We start from the raw sequence: 18,146 nt of genomic DNA on the forward strand, positions 1-18,146 counted from the left end.
GCCATTATTTTTGTCGTAAATGGTCGAAGCAGGCACCGTCACAGGCACCTGCTTTTTCTCAATCTTGCTTTCTATTCTCTAAATTTACTTAAACCGTGATTTAATTCATATGTTTGCTCATATACGTGGCGATAAAGGGTGAATAGCTCTTCATATGCTTTCCCTTTTTCAGCGTTTGGCTCATATGATTCTTGTTCTTTGACCCAAGCTTCAGCACAATCAGCTAAGGAATCGTACCATCCAAGTCCATAGGCTGCTAACATAGCCGCACCGAGCCCTGGCCCCTGTTCACTGGATTGTTTAATTACTTTCGCTTGAAAGATGTCTGCTTGCAGTTGAAGCCAAGCAGGGCTTTTAGCCCCTCCACCGATTGAGACAACGGTAGAAATATCTTTTCCATTTTTCCGGAAAATCTCGATAGATTCGTTTAGCGAAAACGTAATCCCTTCAATGACGGCTCGTGTAAAATCATGCCGCTTGTGACCCGCGTGTACACCGATAAAGCTACCGCGAATCGTTGCGTCAGCATGGGGCGTCCGTTCCCCTACAATATAAGGGGTAAACAAAAGTCCGTTTGCTCCGGGTGGACTTTTTTCGATTTCCTTTACTATGTTTTCAAATGGCTCTTCTGGGGCAAATGTCTCCTTAAACCAACTCAAGCTATAACCAGCTGCTAGCGTCACACCCATCGTGTAATAGGCCGTTGCCTCTCCATGGTTAAAATAATGCACTTTGCCTGCGAAGTCTTGATCAGCTGCTTGCTCATAGGAAAGGACCACACCCGATGTACCGATGCTACAAAGAGTGGCGCCATCTTTTAAAATTCCTGCACCAATTGCTCCACAAGCATTATCTGCTCCGCCTGCAAACACGCGCACATCTTTTTTCAGTCCCGTCTTCGCAGCAATCTCTGGTAACAGTTCACCGACTTCCCCGCTTGAAGGGACGACTGGAGGACACAGGCTGATGGGCAATTCAAAGCAAGAACAAATGTCCTTACTCCATTCTTTCTTAGCAACATCGAACAGTAAAGTTCCGGCAGCGTCTGAATACTCACTATGAATCTTTCCTGTTAAACGAAACCGGACATAATCTTTTGGAAGCATAAAAACGTTGGCGCGAGCAAAAACATCTGGCTCGTACTTTTTTACCCATAATAGCTTCGGCAGTGTAAACCCTTCTAGGGCAGGGTTTTTCGCAATCGATAGTAGGGGTTCTTTTCCTAGAGTTTGCTCAATTTCCCGACATTCGTTCGTTGTACGTGTATCATTCCATAAAATAGCTGGACGCAGAACGCGTTGCTCCTGATCTAGTAGAACGAGGCCGTGCATTTGCCCAGAGAAGCTAATACCATCGATCGCCTCTGGATCACTTGCTTCGCTTGTCACTTGAGATATCGCTTCAATCGTTTGATTTAGCCAATCTTCTGGGTCTTGCTCACTGTAACCGGGCTTGTCTTGATACAACGGATACGATTTTGTGACTTGCTTGCACACTTCCCCTCGTTCATTGACAAGTAACACTTTAACCGCGCTCGTTCCTAGATCAACGCCTAGTACATATCTCAAACTAGCTACCTCCCTTCTTTTCCAGCACTTTCGCTGATTAATATTCGTTTACCCTTAGCAAATATTGATTTAACGTTGCTTTGATTCGTTCTTGTTGTCCAGAAGAATGTTTGATTTCCCCAAGAGATAGAGCGTATGCCTCTAGCTCTTTCAAGTTCGTATCATTGTTTGCAATCTTTTGGCCGATGCCAGATTGATAGGATTTGTATCGATTGTCAATCACATCTTCAAGGACGCGATCTTCAAGCAATTGATTAGCCACTTTTAATCCAATCGCAAAGCTGTCCATCCCAGCAATATGGGCATGGAAAAGGTCGTTTGCTTCAAAGGAGCCCCGTCTTACTTTTGCATCGAAATTCAAACCGCCCTTCCCTAAGCCACCATTTTTTAAAATTTCGTACATGGCAAGTGTCGTTGTGTAAAGGTCTGTCGGGAATTCATCGGTATCCCAGCCAAGCAATGTATCCCCTTGGTTTGCATCCACCGATCCCAACATGTCGTGAATACGGGCAAGATGTAACTCATGTTCAAACGTATGACCTGCAAGCGTCGCATGGTTCGCTTCAATGTTGAATTTGAAATGTTCATCGAGTCCATACGTTTTTAGGAATGCGATCCCGGTTGCCACATCGAAGTCGTATTGATGTTTTGTTGGCTCTTTCGGTTTTGGTTCGATTAAAAATTGGGCGTCGAATCCAATCTCCTTCGCATAATCAACAGCCATATGGAAAAAGCGGGCAAGGTTATCTAACTCTAGCTTCATGTTCGTGTTTAGTAGCGTTTCATATCCTTCGCGTCCGCCCCAAAATACGTAGTTTTCTGCGCCAAGCTCTTTCCCGATCTCCAACCCTTTTTTCACTTTCGCTGCTGCATACGCGTACACATCAGCATTTGGTGACGTCGCAGCACCATGGATCCAACGCGGATGGGTAAACATGTTTGCCGTATTCCATAGCAATTTCGTCTTACTCGTTTTCATATAATCCTTGATCATTAACACGATTTCGTCTAGGTTTTTATAAGTGTCTGCCAACGTCTCCCCTTCAGGTGCCACATCTACATCATGAAAGCAGAAGTACGGAACGTTTAACTTCTCAAAAAATTCAAAAGCTGCTTCCACTCGAGCTTTCGCTAAGTCCATACCCGAATATTGATCCCATGGACGCTGCATCGTTCCAACACCAAATGGGTCTGAGCCATCACCGACAAACGTATGCCAATAAGCGATGGAAAAGCGAAGGTGTTCGGCCATTGTTTTGCCTGCGACAATCTCCTCAGGGTTGTAATATTTGAATGCATATGGATTGGTCGATCTTGGTCCTTCATATTGTACCTTTTCTACATCATTAAAAAATGTCATTAAGAATCCCTCCTAGAAAGTAAGCGTTATCAACCTTGTAAATAAAACTGTTGCGCTAATGAGAGTATATCACTTATACTTAGTTCATTCAATAGACAAACTAAGTTTTTATTTTATCCATCAGTCTAAGAAACATCCTGTGACAACGTCTTTATGCATTGAGCGGCAAACCCATGTATAATAGTACGTAAAGTGTAATGTCTAATATTAATCAAAGTGGTGTGATGTATGTCGGTAACTGGTGATCAACGTTTCATTAAACAAATGAATAAGCAAATTGTTTTACAGACGATTCGTAAAGAGGCGCCTCTCTCAAGAGCACAAGTTTCCTTGACGACTGGATTGAACAAAGGGACTGTTTCTAGCCTCGTAGCCGAATTAATCGCCGATAACCTTGTGTATGAAGTCGGGCCTGGTGAATCAAGTGGTGGACGCCGCCCTGTCATGCTTATGTTTCAAAACAAAGCGGCGTTTGCGATTGGCATTAACATTGCGGTTAATTACCTTTCGGGTGTGTTGACCGATTTAGTTGGCAATGTGCTCGAAAAAGTGGAATGGTCTCTCCATGTAAAGGAATTTGACCATGTGAATCAGCAAATGGTTCAACTGATCGAGCAGTTAATGAAGGCGGCGCCTCCATCTACATATGGGATTATTGGAATCGGAGTCGCTGTTCCAGGAATTGTGAATGAGGAGGGCGATGTTCTCTTTGCCCCGAATTTAAATTGGCGAGAGATCCCTCTAAAAAAACAATTAGAGGAGCATTTCCAGCTTCCCATTGCTGTTGAAAACGAAGCAAATGCCGGTGCATTAGGGGAGAAAGTGTTTGGTAAAGGCAAGGAGTCAGAGAACATGATCTTTTTCAGTATTGGCATCGGGATCGGAAGTGGGATTATTTTCGGAAACTCTCTGTACCGCGGTAAGGGTGGATATTCGGGTGAAGTTGGCCATATGAGTATCGAAACAAATGGGCCGCTATGTACGTGTGGGAACAAAGGGTGCTGGGAGCTCTTTGCCTCAGAAAAAGCTGTTCTCCAGCAAGGTGAAGCCCTTTATGAGGAAGTGCTAACATTGGATGATCTGTTCGAAAAAGCACGCAAGGGTGAACAGACAGCGATTGACCTCTTTCAGAAGATTGGAGTGTATCTTGGAACAGGGATCGCCAACATGATCAATGCGTTAAATCCGGAACTGGTCGTTGTAGGGAACCGCATGGTCAAGGGACGTCCATGGCTTGAACACTCTCTTAAACAAACCGTTGCCGATCGGGCGTTATCATTTCACGCGGAGCAAGTATCAGTTGAATTTTCCGATTTAAATGAAAACGGCATTTCCCTAGGTGTATCTTATCTGTTGATTGATTCGTTTTTAGAGAAAAAACATGAATAGTCGTAATGAAATGAGGCCCTCTTCCATTATGTATGTGAAGAGAGCCTCATTCCATTATGAACAATATTGATCAAATGCTTTTTCTAGTTTTTGCACGACTTGAATCGGTTCATGCCCTTCAATTTCATGACGCTCGACCATCATTTGAATCTCTCCATCCTTCAACAAGGCAAAAGACGGAGAAGATGGAGCATAGCCTTTAAAGTATTCACGCGCTCGTGCCGTTGCTTCTTTATCTTGCCCAGCAAACACGGTCACAAAGCGATCGGGTTTTTTGTCGTAATTTTTCATGTAGGCAGCGGCAGGTCTAGCAATTCCTCCAGCACAGCCACAGACAGAATTGACCATGACAAGCACAGTCCCTTTTTCCTTGAGTACCTCATCGACTTCCTCAGGAGTCGTCAGTTGATCATAGCCGGCTTCTACCATCTCTTTCCTTGCCATTTGTACGACATCATTCATGAAAAAATTAAACTCCATGATACAATACACCTCCCCTTCGTTCTTTACATTACCATTCTACCTTAGAACCTCATGCAAAACCAACAATCTGAGCACGTGTCCAAGTAAAAGCTTTTCCTAGACGAAAACATGCAAGCCTAGGATCTCTCCTAGGCTTAAGGCTATTGCAATCCCTCTTTTAATGCTTCAATGTTTCGTCTCATGAGGCTAAAGTAATCATCTCCGTTGTCCACATCTTCATCAACTAACGCTTCCAAGTTATGCAAGTATAGAACGTCTGCGTTCACTTCATTGCGGACTGTTTCTGCAACATTTGGCGTCATGTTTTGCTCGAAGAAAATATGATTAATTCCATTTTCTTCAGCTAATTCGATAATGTCTTGAAGCTGACGTTGGGATGGTTCGTTGGTTGGTGAAAGTCCAGCGATCCCAATTTGCTCAAGCCCATAACGCTCCTCCCAATATCCATATCCTGCATGGGAGACGATAAACGTGTTTAGACTAGCCTCTTCCATCATGCTCGTAAATTCTTGATCGATCGCTTCTAATTCAGCCTTTACTTCTTCAAAGTTTGCTTCAAATTGGTCGGCTGAATCGGGACGTAATTCGACTAAGGCATCTTTAATATTTTCCGCTAACGTGATCGCAAGGACAGGATCTAGCCATACGTGCGGGTCCTCATCATGATGATGGTGATGATCATCTTCCTCGTGACCATGCTCCTCATGGCTATGGTCGTGATCATCTTCCTCGTGACCGTGCTCCTCATGGCTATGGTCGTGATCATCTTCCTCGTGACCGTGCTCCTCATGGCTATGGTCGTGATCATCTTCCTCGTGACCGTGCTCCCCATGGCTATGGTCATCTCCTGGTATTAACTCAATACCGTCTGAGGCTTTAACGATTAAAACATTTTCTCCATCCAACGCTTCAATCACTTTATCAGCAAAACCTTCAAGCCCTGCACCATTGTAAATGAAAGCATCCCCTTCAGCCACTTCGATCATCGCGCGAGCCGTCGGTTCATACGTATGAGCATCTGCTCCAACAGGAACGAGGTTTGCTACTTCTACTTCCTCGCCTCCAATTTTCTTTGCAAAGTCTTCAAGTGGGAAAATCGTCGTATATAGCTGTAGTGGATCTACCGCTTGTTTTGTTTCTTCAGGTTCTACTGCTTCCTTTTCCTCTGCTGTTTCTTGTCCTCCGCAAGCTGTAAGAATCATAGGTACAGCTAGAAGAAGGCCCAACCATTTCTTTTTCATCGCTCTCCCCTTCCGTAACCGTTCCGATTTATCACACGTTGAATTATATCGGAATAGTTACGATTTGTAAACAAGTTTGAACGAATTTCTTTCTAGCAACGAGCCAATAACAAGCTACAAAAGTCATAGACGAGACTTCTGACCTCCAAAATGAATCTGATTCCAAGCCTCCCGCCAAGTCTTACTAGCGGAGGCGATCGTTTCTCTTATATGAACTTTTTTAAAAAAGGAAAAAAGAAGACCTACTTGTTGGCCTTCTTTTCATTCCTTAATAGATAGACGTATTTTCAATGGTCATGTTTTCTAAAATGTTTTTAACTTTTGCTAGGAAGCGCCCGCATATAAGCCCATCTAGTACGCGATGGTCAAGTGAGAGGCAGAGGTTGACCATGCTGCGAATCGCGATCATGTCCCCTGCTTCTGATTCAATGACAACTGGTCGTTTCACAATCGACTCTACCGATAAAATCGCAGCTTGCGGATGGTTTATGATTGGAGTGGAAAGGACAGATCCGAAAGAGCCTGTATTGTTAACCGTAAAGGTGCCGCCCTGCATATCACTACTTGTCACTTTTCCTGTACGAACTTTATGTGCGAGTTCATTCACTTCCCGAGCAAGACCTTTGATTGTTTTCTCATCGGCATGCTTGATCACCGGCACGAATAACGCATCATCTGTGGCAACAGCCAGGGATATGTTTATGTCTTTCTTTTGTATGATTTTATCCCCTGCCCACATGGAATTTAGCTGAGGGTACGCCTTCAATGCTTCAACGACGGCTTTGATAAAGAATGGTAAAAAGGTTAAATTGAAGCCTTCTTTTTTCTTAAAGCCTTCCTTCAATTGATTCCGCAGCTGGACGAGGTTCGTTACATCCACTTCCACCATCGTCCATGCATGAGGGGCTTCGTGCTTGCTTTTCACCATGTTTTGCGCTATTGCTTTTCGTACACCGGAAACAGGGATTTCAACATCCCCTGACACAGTTGGCACTTGGACAGGTTCCTGTACCTTTTCTGTCAATGGCATAGTCTCATGTACAGGAGCTGTTTTCTGTTCCGTCATCGGCGCCGCTTTTGGTATGTCGCCACCCTCGATAATCGCTTGTAGATCTTTCCGTGTAATCCGTCCGCCTTTCCCTGATCCAGTCACATGGGTCAGATCAATATCATGCTCTTCTGCCAAACGGAGAACAGCTGGCGAGTAGCGCTTTTTAGCTGAAGTCGATTGTTCCTGAGTCTCGGTTGGGCTCTCAGTGGTTTCGGCAGAAGACACGCTGGTATCATTCGTTTCAGCCTCAACCGCCTCCCCTTCCACATTCATCGTACAAATCACGTGACCGACCGCTACCGTTTCATCCTCTTCTACGAGTAGTTCCTGAATGGTACCTGAAAAGGAGGAAGGAATTTCAGCATTTACTTTATCTGTTAACACTTCAGCTAACGGATCGTATTTATTGACTTTATCTCCAGGTTTGACGAGCCAACGGCTAATCGTCCCTTCAGTTACACTTTCACCTAGTTGGGGCATCGTAATTTCAGTCGCCATATTTTAACCTCCCCTTCTACTAAAACTCTGCTAATTCACGGATTGCCTTCTCTACTTTATCTGGATTGATCATAAAATGTTTTTCCATCGTCGGTGCATATGGCATCGCTGGTACATCTGGACCTGCTAACCGTTGAATCGGGGCATCTAGATCGAATAAACAATGTTCGGCAATGATCGCTGCTACCTCACTCATGATGCTGCCTTCTTTATTATCCTCTGTCACTAAAAGGATTTTTCCTGTTTTTGAAGCGGCTTCGATAATCGCATCTTTGTCTAACGGATAGACTGTGCGTAAATCTAAAATATGGGTCGAGATCCCATCTTTTTCAAGACGCTCAGCTGCTTGCAACGCGAAGTGGACCGCCAGACCATATGTAATGACAGTAACGTCGTCCCCTTCCCGTTTGACATCTGCCTTGCCGATTGGTAGGGTATAATCGTTTTCAGGCACTTCACCCTTAATGAGCCGATAAGCCCGTTTATGTTCGAAAAAGAGAACTGGGTCATCAGAACGAATGGCCGCCTTTAACAGCCCTTTTACATCGTACGGTGTAGAAGGCATGACTATTTTCAATCCTGGAGTATTCGCAAACATTGCTTCCACCGATTGAGAGTGGTATAACGCCCCGTGAATCCCTCCGCCGTAAGGTGCGCGAATCGTAATTGGGCATTGCCAATCATTGTTGGAACGGTATCGGATTTTAGCAGCCTCAGACACAATTTGATTCACAGCTGGCATAATAAAATCGGCAAACTGAATTTCCGCCACTGGGCGCATCCCATACATTGCCGCGCCAATCCCAACACCTGCAATTGCTGATTCAGCAAGCGGGGTGTCTAATACGCGCGCTTCACCAAATTGCTCATAGAGTCCGTTTGTTGCCCGGAATACACCACCGCGTGCCCCTACATCTTCCCCGAGAACAAATACATTTTCATCCCGCTCCATCTCTTCTTTTAATGCGAGCGTCACTGCTTCTATATAAGACATTACAGCCATTGTTCGCCCCCCTTTTCTATTCCGCGTATACGTGGCCCAACGCTTGCTCTGGATCAGCGTACGGTGCACGTTCTGCATACTCTGTTGCTTCGTTCACCATGTCACTAACTCTCTTATCCATCGCTTCTTTTCCTTCTTCCGTAAGCGCTCCCGTTTCGAGTAAGTATTCAGCAAACGTAATCAGGGCATCGTATTTTTTCGCTTCCTCCACTTCCTCACGAGAGCGGTAGGCGCGATCATCGTCATCGCTAGAATGCGGAGTTAATCTGTACGAAACCGTCTCGATCAACGACGGGCCTTCGCCACGACGTGCACGATCTGCAGCCTGCTTCACCGCTTCATATACAGCAAGAGGATCGTTTCCATCAACCGTTACCCCTGGCATTCCATAGCCGATAGCCCGATCTGATACTTTTTCGCATGCAAGCTGTTTTTCAATCGGAACTGAGATCGCATATTTATTGTTTTCACACATAAAAATAACCGGAAGCTTATGAACGCCAGCAAAGTTGGCACCTTCATGAAAGTCTCCTTGGTTGGAGGAACCTTCCCCAAACGTCGTAAAGGTAATAAAGTCTTCCCCTTTCATTTTTCCCGCTAGGGCGATCCCTACAGCGTGAGGAACTTGCGTGGTGACAGGAGATGATCCGGTTACAATGCGAAGTTTTTTCGATCCGAAATGTCCTGGCATTTGCCGGCCTCCTGAGTTCGGATCTTCCGCTTTTGCAAAACCGGAGAGCATTAAATCCTTTGCTGTCATCCCAAACGTTAAGACGACACCCATGTCACGATAGTATGGAAGAATGTAATCTTTCGTCCGATCAAGGGCAAAAGCTGCACCTACTTGGGCTGCTTCTTGTCCTTGACACGAAATCACAAATGGAATTTTCCCAGCTCGATTTAAAAGCCACATCCGCTCATCGATTTTTCGTGCGAGGAGCATCGTCTCATACATATGTACGACTGTTTCATCAGACAACCCTAGCTGCTTATGGCGTGGTTCTGTCATAGAACTACCTCCTTCAGTCTTTAAAAATGAATCGCCTTTCCGTCAACGGCTAATGCCGCTTCACCAACAACCTCGGATAACGTTGGGTGGGGATGAATCGTTTGGGCCACTTCCCAATGGGCTGCATCGAGAACCTTTGCTAGTGCAGCTTCAGAAATCATATCGGTCACATGGGGCCCAATCATATGAACACCGAGTAGATCATCTGTTTTCTTATCAGATAGGATCTTTACAAATCCATCAGATTCGCCATAGACAAGTGCTTTGCCGATCGCTTGAAACGGAAACGTTCCGACTTTTACTTCGTAGCCTTTCTCTTTTGCCTCCGCTTCTGATAGTCCGATGCTTGCCATTTCTGGATGGCTATATACACACCGGGCAACCGTTAAGTAATTAAGTGGTTCAGGCTTGTGATCCGTCATATGCTCGACTGCAAGGATTCCTTCGTGAGACGCCACATGGGCAAGCTGCATCCCGCCGATCACATCACCGATCGCATAAATATGCGACTCTTTCGTTTGATACCACTCGTTTACCGCAATGGCGCCATCAATGACTTCAATATCTGTATTTTCAAGTCCGATGTCATTCACGTTCGGTGTTCGTCCAACGGAAACGAGCATTTTTTCTGCGGTGAAACGCTCGCTCACACCGCCAACCTCCGCCTCAATTACGACCGAGTTATCTCCTTTTTCCAACGTTTCCGCTAACACTTTTGCGTTTGTTTTGAATGTAACGCCTCTCTTTTTTAAAAGACGCTCAGCTTCCTTTGCAATATCCGCATCTTCGGTCGGTAAAATTCGTGGACCGTATTCAATGACTGTCACGTCAACGCCAAAGTCATTGAGCATCGAAGCCCACTCGATTCCGATCACGCCGCCACCAACAATGAGCATCGACTTCGGCAACTGCTCCATTTTCAGCGCCTCGTCAGACGTTAAGACAGCCTCACCGTCAACCTCCATCCCTGGTAAGACGCGAGGTGAGGAACCTGTTGCAATAATGACGTTTCGCGGAATGAGCATCATATTGTCTTCTCCGTTGTTCATTTCAACCGAGATCGTACCAGGCGTAGGGGAGAAAATCGATGGACCTAAAATGCGTCCATGGCCTTCATAGACATCGATTTTTCCTTTTTTCATCAGCATTTCGATCCCGCGATGGAGCTGCGTGACAATTTGTTCTTTTCGATTTTGTACACTCGTAAAGTCTAACGTGGCTCCGTCAATCTTCACGCCAAACTGATCGGCTTTCTGAACCGTCGAAAATACTTCTGCCGACCGAAGCAACGCTTTACTCGGTATGCATCCCTTATGTAAGCACGTGCCACCTAATTTTCCTTTTTCGACTAATGCCACTTTTAGACCGAGTTGTGTGGCGCGGATGGCGGCTACGTAGCCACCAGTCCCTCCACCTAAAATGACGAGATCGTACTCTTCCGCCATGTAAAATCCTCTCCTTTTAAATACGTGCTAGTCTAACTGCCAGAAGAAGTTAGCGACGAGACAAAATATGTTGACCGTTTTGCAAGAATTGTCGACGGGAACGTCTCATCCGTTCAATTCGCTCTTCTGCCATCCGATCTGCTGCTTTGTATGTCGGAATACCATCGCGTTTCGCAATCTCAAATACTTTCGCCAAATTATCATAAATGCCTTCTACTTTTTTCAACGCACGCTCACGGTTATAGCCGCTTAATTCGTCCGCTACATTAATAACGCCACCCGCATTAATAACATAGTCTGGTGCATAGACGATCCCCATTTCGTGGATCATATCACCGTGGGCTTGTTCTTTCAACTGATTATTCGCCGCACCTGCAATCACCTTTGCTTTTAATTGCGGGATCGTATCGTCATTAATAATCGCTCCGAGGGCACACGGGGCAAAAATGTCGCAATCAACACCATAAATGTCGCCAACGTCGACAGCTTTTGCGCCAAAATCGCGAATCGCCCGTTCAACCGATTCTTTATGAATATCGGTCACTATCAAGTCTGCCCCAGCTTCATGCAGATGTTTACATAAATTGTACGAAACATTTCCTACTCCTTGAACAGCAACTGTCTTTCCTGCCAAATCATCTGTTCCGAACGCCTCTTTCGCTGCTGCTTTCATACCGACGAACACGCCGAATGCCGTAACAGGCGAAGGGTTCCCAGAAGAGCCGAAAGCCGGAGAGATTCCCGTCACATAGTCCGTTTCTTGATGAATGATGTCCATATCATCCACCGTAGTCCCTACATCTTCTGCTGTAATGTAGCGCCCATTTAACCCTTGAATGTAACGGCCGAACGCGCGAAACATTTCTTCGTTTTTGTCTTTACGAGGGTCGCCAATGATAACCGTTTTACCACCACCGAGATTAAGACCTGCTGCGGCATTTTTGTAGGTCATCCCTTTGGCTAAACGCAGGGCATCTTCAAACGCCGCATTTTCATTTTCATACATCCACATTCTCGTCCCACCGAGGGCAGGTCCAAGGGTCGTATCATGTATCGCAATAATCGCCTTTAAGCCTGATGTTTTATCTTGACAAACGACCACTTGTTCATAGTCATACGTTTCCATATAAGAAAATAGTTCCATTAATAGATCCTCCTTAGAAGTCGCACTTCATCCTAGTCACACATCTTAAGTTGCAAGTTTTATGCCAACTTCAATCGGTAGCTATGCGGCTTTCTGTCTAGAAAACCATAATCTGTCGTCAAATCTATAAGCGTGCGTCTTCGTTTTTCCTTAATCACTGTCAAAACTGTGCAAACAATCCGTCGCTCGAGTCTGCAAAATTCATCATACCATGCAAATTATTGCATGTCATTTTTTTCAGTCGATCCCATGTTTCTCAAGTTTGTAGTACAAATTACGAACGGAAATGTCTAGTTGCTTGGCAGCCAGCGTTTTGTTCCCACCAGTCTTCGCGAGCGTTTCGAGAATCACTTGCTTTTCATACTCGTTGACACGCTCCTGTAAAGACCCTTCGCTTTCCTTCGTTTCGGGCGTTTTAAGCATCGATTTTTCTCGCACGCCAAGGCTCGGTAGATGTTCTGCTGTTATGTAAAGAGAATGGTACGGCATGTAGATCATCGCTCGAGCCAATATGTTTTCTAGCTCGCGCACATTTCCAGGCCAATGGTAAGACATGAGCAAGTTCAATGCTTCCACAGTGACCCCTTCCACATTTCGACCATAATCAGCATTTAGTTTAGACAAAAGATAATCAACTAAATCAGGAATGTCATCAAGTCGTTCTTTTAATGCTGGTATGTAAATCGGCATTTTATTTAATCGGTAAAACAAGTCTTCTCTAAACGTTTTATCCTGGATGCTTTTTTCAAGATTTACATTGGTTGCTGCAATCACACGGACATCAATGGGGATCGCTTTCGTTCCCCCGACACGGACGATTTCCTTTTCCTGCAACACCCGAAGAAATTTCGCCTGCGTGCTGCTCGATAGCTCCCCAATCTCATCTAAAAAGATACTGCCGTGGTTCGCTTCTTCAAAAAGACCACGTTTTCCGCCCCGCTTAGCTCCTGAAAACGCTCCTTCCTCATAGCCGAACAGTTCACTCTCTAACAAGGTTTCTGACAGTGCAGCACAATTCACACGAATAAATTTGTTATATTTTCGACTGCTTGCATTATGTATCGCATGGGCGAAGAGCTCTTTTCCTGTCCCAGATTCCCCTCGCAACAAGATCGTCGCAGGAGTGGAGGCGGCCAACTTTGCCTGCTTGACGGCTACTTGAAATTCGGCGGATGAACCGATAATGTCTTCAAATGTATATTTTGCTTCAAGGTTTCGAATCAGCTGTTTTGCTTTTTCTAACTCATCTGTTAGCTTCTTAATTTCCGACATGTCATGAATGACGGCGACGCTTCCTTTTAATGCTCCATCTACAATCACTGGTGCCACATTCACAACAACTTCCCGCTTTTTCGGTCCTACTTTCATTCTCGCTCCTCGTACAGGTCTTCTCGTACGAAGAACTTGCATATGCATGCTTTCCCCTTCCGAAATATCAGTAGTGGCTGGTTGTCCAATGATTTGTTCTGGAGTTAACCCGGTGAGCCTCGTATAAGCTGGATTGATCATAATACCCTTTCCGAGTTCGTCAACGACTGATATGGCATCCTCACTTGACTTAATGATCGCTTCCAACATCGTTTGCACACTTTTTAAATTCGTCACGTGCTCTGCTAGTTCGACGACTTCCGTGATGTCTTTGAATACGGCGAGCGCTCCGATGCAGCGATCTTGATCCATGAGCGGTACGCGAGTCGTGACGATTTTCACACCATTATCGAGCACAAGGCGGTGGTTGATTTCTTTCTTCTTCGTTCGAACGACCCGTTCTAGCTGACTCGAAGGCAAAATTTCTCGAATCGGACGACCAATGGCAGCCTCTGCCTTCACCTCGGACATTCGTTCTGCTGCATGGTTAAACAGAAGAATGCTTCCATGCTCATCGATGGCAATCATCCCATCATGGGTGGACTGCAAAATCGTCTCTTGGAGAGAGGCATGCTTCCTCGTTTGTTCAACAAGCAGTTGCTTTTCCTCCATCAAGGAGAACATAAAATAAGCAATATGACTTGGGATGACTGCGATCCGTGGGCCAGCTTTCGTTCGGACCGTTTCTGCCATTTGCGGCAAACCGGTCGCCTCAATAATGACATCAATTTGTTCGAACGGAAGCTTTGTCCAATCGTCATACGTTCTTATACCAAGCATTAGAGCTTTATTTATGCCTGGTGCTTTTTGATTTACGTCAACGATCCCTTGCACCTGAAATCGCTTCGCTGCTACAAGCATCTCAAGTAAAGCCGATCCTCCCTTTCCTGCTCCAAGAATGGCTACACGCTTCACGTTCTAACCTCCCCTTGATCAAAAAGTCCCCAAGATAACTATTACGTAAATGTCACAAAGTTGCAACTGAGAACTTCGACAAGCCCGACTTTTTTCGTTAAAATAAGGATCGTAAGGGCTCCAATGGGCGCCCAGAATATCTAAATTATTTAACCTACTAAAGGAGTCATTATGTTACGTTTTATTGCTTTAATGTTACTCGTCCTTCCTTGTGTCATCGCCGGTTACGGCATTAAACTAATGAGAGATACAATCATGCAAGAGCTGCTATTTCCTTGGCCATCGTTAGCGATCCAGTTTTTGGCAGGCTTCATTTTATTCGTAGCTGGCTTTAGTTTCATTGGTGGCTTTATTTTTCACCGCGACCGAAAAAATGGAAAAGTAGCTCCTCGCTTCCAAAAACGACCAAAACAGGACAATCCTCACTAATCGTCCGGTTTCGGTCGTTTATTCTTGTGTGGATACTCCAATTTGATCGAGCAAACGGAGCAAAGAATGCCTTTCAATAATCGAAGTAAAGGAGGTTCGCTCAGCGAGAAATGTTACCGCCGTAAACAACAGCGCAATGATCCATTGCTGAGTGACACCTGTATGGAATATTACGACTAACGCGATGATGGCTCCTACAGTTGTTGCTCCATTGTCCCCTAACATCGCTTTTTTATGCCCTTCCATCACAAAAACAATGTAAAAAACCGTCACAAAATACAACAACACATCAAACGGTAAATAAAATAGCACCGGTAAAAAGGCTACAATAAAAAGAAAGGCAAGCTTCCAAACCCGCAAAGGCCGAGTATCAAATAAATTCATCCCATGAGGAATGAGTAGTAGTAACAAAATATAGCGTACAAACTCTTGAAGCGAGGTGGGCTGAAAGGCGAAGACGACAGCCAATGTAATGATAAAAGTTCCTCCGGCTTTTAAAACACCTGTCGTCGGTTTTTTCGTGACAAACGCTTGTTTAAAATGACCTTTCAACCCTTTAGGATAGGTGGTTCCGAAAATATCGTCTAGGATGCCTAACACCCAAATGGCCGTGACATAAAGGAGTGGCATAAAGGAAAGTAAAGGAGTTTGAACAGGAGAGAAAAATACATAAGCGATAAAAGCATAAAAGATAAATGCACCTAGACTATAAGGGATCGGATCTCCTTTAAAATTCGTCACCGTCCATTGAAGCTTTTCAAACAGGGTATAGCTCCCGTACGCAACAAAGCCTAAGGTAAAAAGAACAATGATCACGTGTTACTCCCCCTTAACGCCCGTTCGATATCAATCCATTGCTGAAAACGATGAATAAACCCAGAGATCGTTTTTCCTGTGTATCGATGAGCCATCAATGTCGGTATTTCTTTTACGACCGCTCCTCGCAGCAAGAAGTGAAGCAACATCTGCGTTTCAACACCAAAGCCTTGAACGTTTTCTTCAAGTAATGAGGGAAGCCAGCGGCGATGAAATGCTCGCTGTCCAGAAAGAGGCGCGGTGAGAAAAGCACCAGTTCGCTTGGCAATATATTGTTGTGCCCGTTTTTTGACGAGCCCGAACCCTTTCTTCGATGAATGGGTCGGAAGCATGCCAATGACGAGATCAGCCTCATTCGTTAGGAGAGGTGGAAGGAGGTGAGCCATTTCTGAAGAAGTTCTCCCAAGGTCCGCATCGAGCATCACAATGTGCGTGCCCTCTGCTCGTTTCCAGCCTTCCATGAGAGCTTGACCTTTTCCTTGATTAACAGGAAGTGCTACCGTGATATCTGCCAAACGTTCTGCAATTTTTTTCGTGTCATCTGCGCTCCCATCATCAACGACGATCACTTCACAATCAAGGGACAAATCACGAATCCCTTGTATCGTTTGCGGAAGATCGCTTGCTTCGTTGTAAGCTGGGATCACCACAGAAATCCTACTCACTCTCCACCACCTCCTTCATGCGAAGCAACGAAATATAAAACTTAAAATAATCCTCCCGCGTCGTTGGAACTTCCTCAAGGGCAAGAAGGGGTACATCTTCCTCAAGCTCATACTCTCCTAGGGCGATGAGAATGCCTTTCCGCTCTAACAGCTGCTGCTCTGACAAGAGAGGCTTCGCTTCAACACCCATCTGGCTCAGCATTTCACCTACCGATTGGAGCTCGTGTGATTCTTCACTCATAAATACGGCAAGTGATGACAACTCTTGGCGCAAAAAATCTTCCCATACTCTCTTTTCAGCCACGAGTGTACCGTTCTCTTGTCTCAAAGCTTGTACGTGTTGATACATATCGTCTGCCAGCCATGACTTATCCATGCTGATGCCAAGAATCATTCCAATCATAATGGATAAAAGGGTTGTGACGATTCCTTTAAGTCGCTCTTTTCTCATAAAAAGCCTCCCATTACCCAACTCCATAACAAACTGATGACGAAGGCCACGCGTGGGTGTAATAACAATACACTGCAGGCGCCAACAGGAGCTAACCGCCATATCCATTCACTTCCCATTTCCTGCTGGTGGTGCCGATATAATCGATGAATCCCTTTTAAATCTGTAATCCGCTCACCGGCCTGCATGCGGCAGAGCAAGCTCCCCGCCATTCCACTCCTGCCTTTTTCCAGAAACTCTTTATAGCCGAAACGGCACCCAACTAGATAAAGGTGTTCCGCACCGCTCCAGTACGCCAAATAAACCGCCACATCCTCACTCGTTCCGATGAACGGAAATGTTTCGGCTGTGAGACCTAACGCTTGTAAACGTTTAAGTCCGGGAGCTCCACCATTGATATATTGATGAACTAATCGCTTTGGAATCGCTCGCAGTGTTTGCTCTGTCACTGAATCCATATCACCGATGATCATGTCCGGCTTCAAGCCTTGTCTGATCATGCCATCGGCAGCACCGTCGACTGCAATTTTTATTATTTTTCTTTTCGATAATTCCTTTTTAAAAACAGCTAAATCTTGTTCAAAACCGGCATACCTAGCAACAATTAATACTTGCCTGCCTTTGCAAACGTTAAACAGGTCCGGGATCATTGGCTTTTCTGTGAAATAAGCGACCTCGTTTTTTGCATAGTCCCATGTATTTTCAAAAAAAGAGGTAAAACGCTCAGCAAAGTCGGCATCTGCTTTCTGATTAATCTGGGCAATGGTTGCAGCATCGTATTTTTGCAGACGGGCTACTTTTCTATATCCTTTCTCACAAGCGACAAATAATGAACGTTCCCGCAGCAACACTTTTTTCCCGTTTAATTCGAGCTCATTATTTGGAGTAAGGACTTCCGCCACATCATAAACCGCAATGCCCTCCTGCAAGAGTTGATAAATAAAATCATGCCGGAACGCCCCATTCATCGTGGAGCACAAATTGACGATGGCTTTCACTTGTCTCGTCAATAATCCTTCCACCGCAAGGGAATCGAGATTTTCGTGTGAAATCACAGCAATCGATCGTTCAGGAAGCGTTTCCAATAGCTTTTTTGTCTTTCGATGCTGATAAGCTGTCCCTTCAATTCGCCCCATGTCTTTCCCTACTTTCTTCTGTATGCACCAGTCATAGTATGATTCGAAACGAATCGTTTTAGCAGCTTCACTTTTAGGAAAACATATCCATCACTTTCTTAAGTCATCATGACGAATGCAATCAAATAGGCCAAGAGCTTAAAAAGACTCTTGGCCGGATAATGGGCACGGTTAG

General features: G+C 45.0%; 16 protein-coding genes. 2 read left to right on the forward strand and 14 right to left on the reverse strand.

Features of this window, described 5'->3' with window-relative positions:
• Positions 1–71: 71 nt before the first annotated feature.
• Together xylB and xylA are read right to left on the reverse strand one after the other, a co-directional pair.
• Positions 72–1,568: a xylulokinase gene (xylB, locus tag FED51_RS13985; RefSeq protein ID WP_053430730.1), complete on the reverse strand. Its 1,497-nt coding sequence runs from the start codon at positions 1,566–1,568 to the stop codon at positions 72–74.
• 37 nt (positions 1,569–1,605) lie between these two features.
• A complete protein-coding gene (gene xylA, locus FED51_RS13990) occupies positions 1,606–2,928 on the reverse strand; it encodes a xylose isomerase (protein ID WP_053430729.1) in 1,323 nt (440 codons plus the stop codon).
• A 228-nt stretch (positions 2,929–3,156) separates the two neighbouring features.
• On the opposite strand from xylA, the gene FED51_RS13995 reads away from it, so the two are divergent.
• The gene (locus FED51_RS13995; protein ID WP_053430728.1) at positions 3,157–4,317 is read left to right on the forward strand and encodes an ROK family transcriptional regulator; all 1,161 of its coding nucleotides are present in this window, start codon (positions 3,157–3,159) and stop codon (positions 4,315–4,317) included.
• A 54-nt stretch (positions 4,318–4,371) separates the two neighbouring features.
• On the opposite strand, the gene FED51_RS14000 is transcribed toward FED51_RS13995, so the two are convergent.
• The 8 genes from FED51_RS14000 to FED51_RS14035 all read right to left on the reverse strand — a co-directional run bounded on the left by FED51_RS14000 (position 4,372) and on the right by FED51_RS14035 (position 14,474).
• Positions 4,372–4,797, reverse strand: coding sequence for a BrxA/BrxB family bacilliredoxin (locus FED51_RS14000; RefSeq protein ID WP_053430727.1), 426 nt, complete (start codon positions 4,795–4,797; stop codon positions 4,372–4,374).
• Positions 4,798–4,940: 143 nt separating this feature from the next.
• Positions 4,941–6,041: a metal ABC transporter solute-binding protein, Zn/Mn family gene (locus tag FED51_RS14005; RefSeq protein ID WP_138090631.1), complete on the reverse strand. Its 1,101-nt coding sequence runs from the start codon at positions 6,039–6,041 to the stop codon at positions 4,941–4,943.
• A gap of 268 nt (positions 6,042–6,309) precedes the next feature.
• Complete coding sequence (locus tag FED51_RS14010) at positions 6,310–7,590, reverse strand: dihydrolipoamide acetyltransferase family protein (protein WP_010898909.1); 1,281 nt, start codon at positions 7,588–7,590, stop codon at positions 6,310–6,312.
• Positions 7,591–7,609: 19 nt separating this feature from the next.
• Positions 7,610–8,593, reverse strand: coding sequence for an alpha-ketoacid dehydrogenase subunit beta (locus tag FED51_RS14015; RefSeq protein ID WP_010898910.1), 984 nt, complete (start codon positions 8,591–8,593; stop codon positions 7,610–7,612).
• 16 nt (positions 8,594–8,609) lie between these two features.
• On the reverse strand, positions 8,610–9,602 hold the full coding sequence (locus FED51_RS14020; protein ID WP_010898911.1) for a thiamine pyrophosphate-dependent dehydrogenase E1 component subunit alpha: 993 nt from the start codon (positions 9,600–9,602) through the stop codon (positions 8,610–8,612).
• Between the two features lie 20 nt (positions 9,603–9,622).
• Positions 9,623–11,047 (reverse strand): dihydrolipoyl dehydrogenase, encoded by a 1,425-nt coding sequence (gene lpdA / locus FED51_RS14025; protein WP_053430725.1) that lies wholly within the window; start codon positions 11,045–11,047, stop codon positions 9,623–9,625.
• 49 nt (positions 11,048–11,096) lie between these two features.
• On the reverse strand, positions 11,097–12,191 hold the full coding sequence (gene bcd / locus FED51_RS14030) for a branched-chain amino acid dehydrogenase (protein WP_053430724.1): 1,095 nt from the start codon (positions 12,189–12,191) through the stop codon (positions 11,097–11,099).
• Between the two features lie 237 nt (positions 12,192–12,428).
• Entirely contained in the window at positions 12,429–14,474 is a 2,046-nt protein-coding gene (locus FED51_RS14035; protein WP_010898914.1) for a sigma-54-dependent Fis family transcriptional regulator, read from the reverse strand.
• 171 nt (positions 14,475–14,645) lie between these two features.
• Here FED51_RS14035 and FED51_RS14040 point away from each other — a divergent pair, with 171 nt between their 5' ends.
• Positions 14,646–14,903 carry a DUF2627 domain-containing protein gene (locus FED51_RS14040; RefSeq protein WP_010898915.1) on the forward strand — a complete coding sequence of 86 codons (258 nt, stop codon included), beginning with the start codon at positions 14,646–14,648 and terminating at the stop codon, positions 14,901–14,903.
• 18 nt (positions 14,904–14,921) lie between these two features.
• Here the strand turns inward: FED51_RS14040 and FED51_RS14045 are convergent, their stop codons facing one another.
• The 4 genes from FED51_RS14045 to steA are packed head-to-tail and all read right to left on the reverse strand — an operon-like array spanning position 14,922 to position 17,971.
• Positions 14,922–15,719: a hypothetical protein gene (locus tag FED51_RS14045; RefSeq protein WP_053430723.1), complete on the reverse strand. Its 798-nt coding sequence runs from the start codon at positions 15,717–15,719 to the stop codon at positions 14,922–14,924.
• Positions 15,716–16,384 carry a glycosyltransferase family 2 protein gene (locus tag FED51_RS14050; protein ID WP_053430722.1) on the reverse strand — a complete coding sequence of 223 codons (669 nt, stop codon included), beginning with the start codon at positions 16,382–16,384 and terminating at the stop codon, positions 15,716–15,718. Before FED51_RS14050 ends, FED51_RS14045 begins: the two co-directional genes overlap by 4 nt.
• Positions 16,377–16,835, reverse strand: coding sequence for a hypothetical protein (locus FED51_RS14055; protein ID WP_010898918.1), 459 nt, complete (start codon positions 16,833–16,835; stop codon positions 16,377–16,379). Before FED51_RS14055 ends, FED51_RS14050 begins: the two co-directional genes overlap by 8 nt.
• Positions 16,832–17,971: a putative cytokinetic ring protein SteA gene (gene steA, locus FED51_RS14060; protein ID WP_053430721.1), complete on the reverse strand. Its 1,140-nt coding sequence runs from the start codon at positions 17,969–17,971 to the stop codon at positions 16,832–16,834. Before steA ends, FED51_RS14055 begins: the two co-directional genes overlap by 4 nt.
• Positions 17,972–18,146 lie beyond the last annotated feature (175 nt).

Source organism: Halalkalibacterium halodurans (genome assembly GCF_005671335.1).
GTDB classification, from domain to species: Bacteria; Bacillota; Bacilli; order Bacillales; family Bacillaceae_D; genus Halalkalibacterium; species Halalkalibacterium halodurans.

Excerpts from the sequence above, each read along its gene's own strand:
- xylA (WP_053430729.1), bottom strand. The coding sequence starts at position 2,928 with ATGACATTTTTTAATGATGTAGAAAAGGTACAATATGAAGGACCAAGA.
- FED51_RS13995 (WP_053430728.1), top strand. The coding sequence starts at position 3,157 with ATGTCGGTAACTGGTGATCAACGTTTCATTAAACAAATGAATAAGCAA.
- FED51_RS14000 (WP_053430727.1), bottom strand. The coding sequence starts at position 4,797 with ATGGAGTTTAATTTTTTCATGAATGATGTCGTACAAATGGCAAGGAAA.
- FED51_RS14005 (WP_138090631.1), bottom strand. The coding sequence starts at position 6,041 with ATGAAAAAGAAATGGTTGGGCCTTCTTCTAGCTGTACCTATGATTCTT.
- FED51_RS14010 (WP_010898909.1), bottom strand. The coding sequence starts at position 7,590 with ATGGCGACTGAAATTACGATGCCCCAACTAGGTGAAAGTGTAACTGAA.
- FED51_RS14015 (WP_010898910.1), bottom strand. The coding sequence starts at position 8,593 with ATGGCTGTAATGTCTTATATAGAAGCAGTGACGCTCGCATTAAAAGAA.
- FED51_RS14020 (WP_010898911.1), bottom strand. The coding sequence starts at position 9,602 with ATGACAGAACCACGCCATAAGCAGCTAGGGTTGTCTGATGAAACAGTC.
- lpdA (WP_053430725.1), bottom strand. The coding sequence starts at position 11,047 with ATGGCGGAAGAGTACGATCTCGTCATTTTAGGTGGAGGGACTGGTGGC.
- bcd (WP_053430724.1), bottom strand. The coding sequence starts at position 12,191 with ATGGAACTATTTTCTTATATGGAAACGTATGACTATGAACAAGTGGTC.
- FED51_RS14040 (WP_010898915.1), top strand. The coding sequence starts at position 14,646 with ATGTTACGTTTTATTGCTTTAATGTTACTCGTCCTTCCTTGTGTCATC.
- FED51_RS14055 (WP_010898918.1), bottom strand. The coding sequence starts at position 16,835 with ATGAGAAAAGAGCGACTTAAAGGAATCGTCACAACCCTTTTATCCATT.
- steA (WP_053430721.1), bottom strand. The coding sequence starts at position 17,971 with ATGGGGCGAATTGAAGGGACAGCTTATCAGCATCGAAAGACAAAAAAG.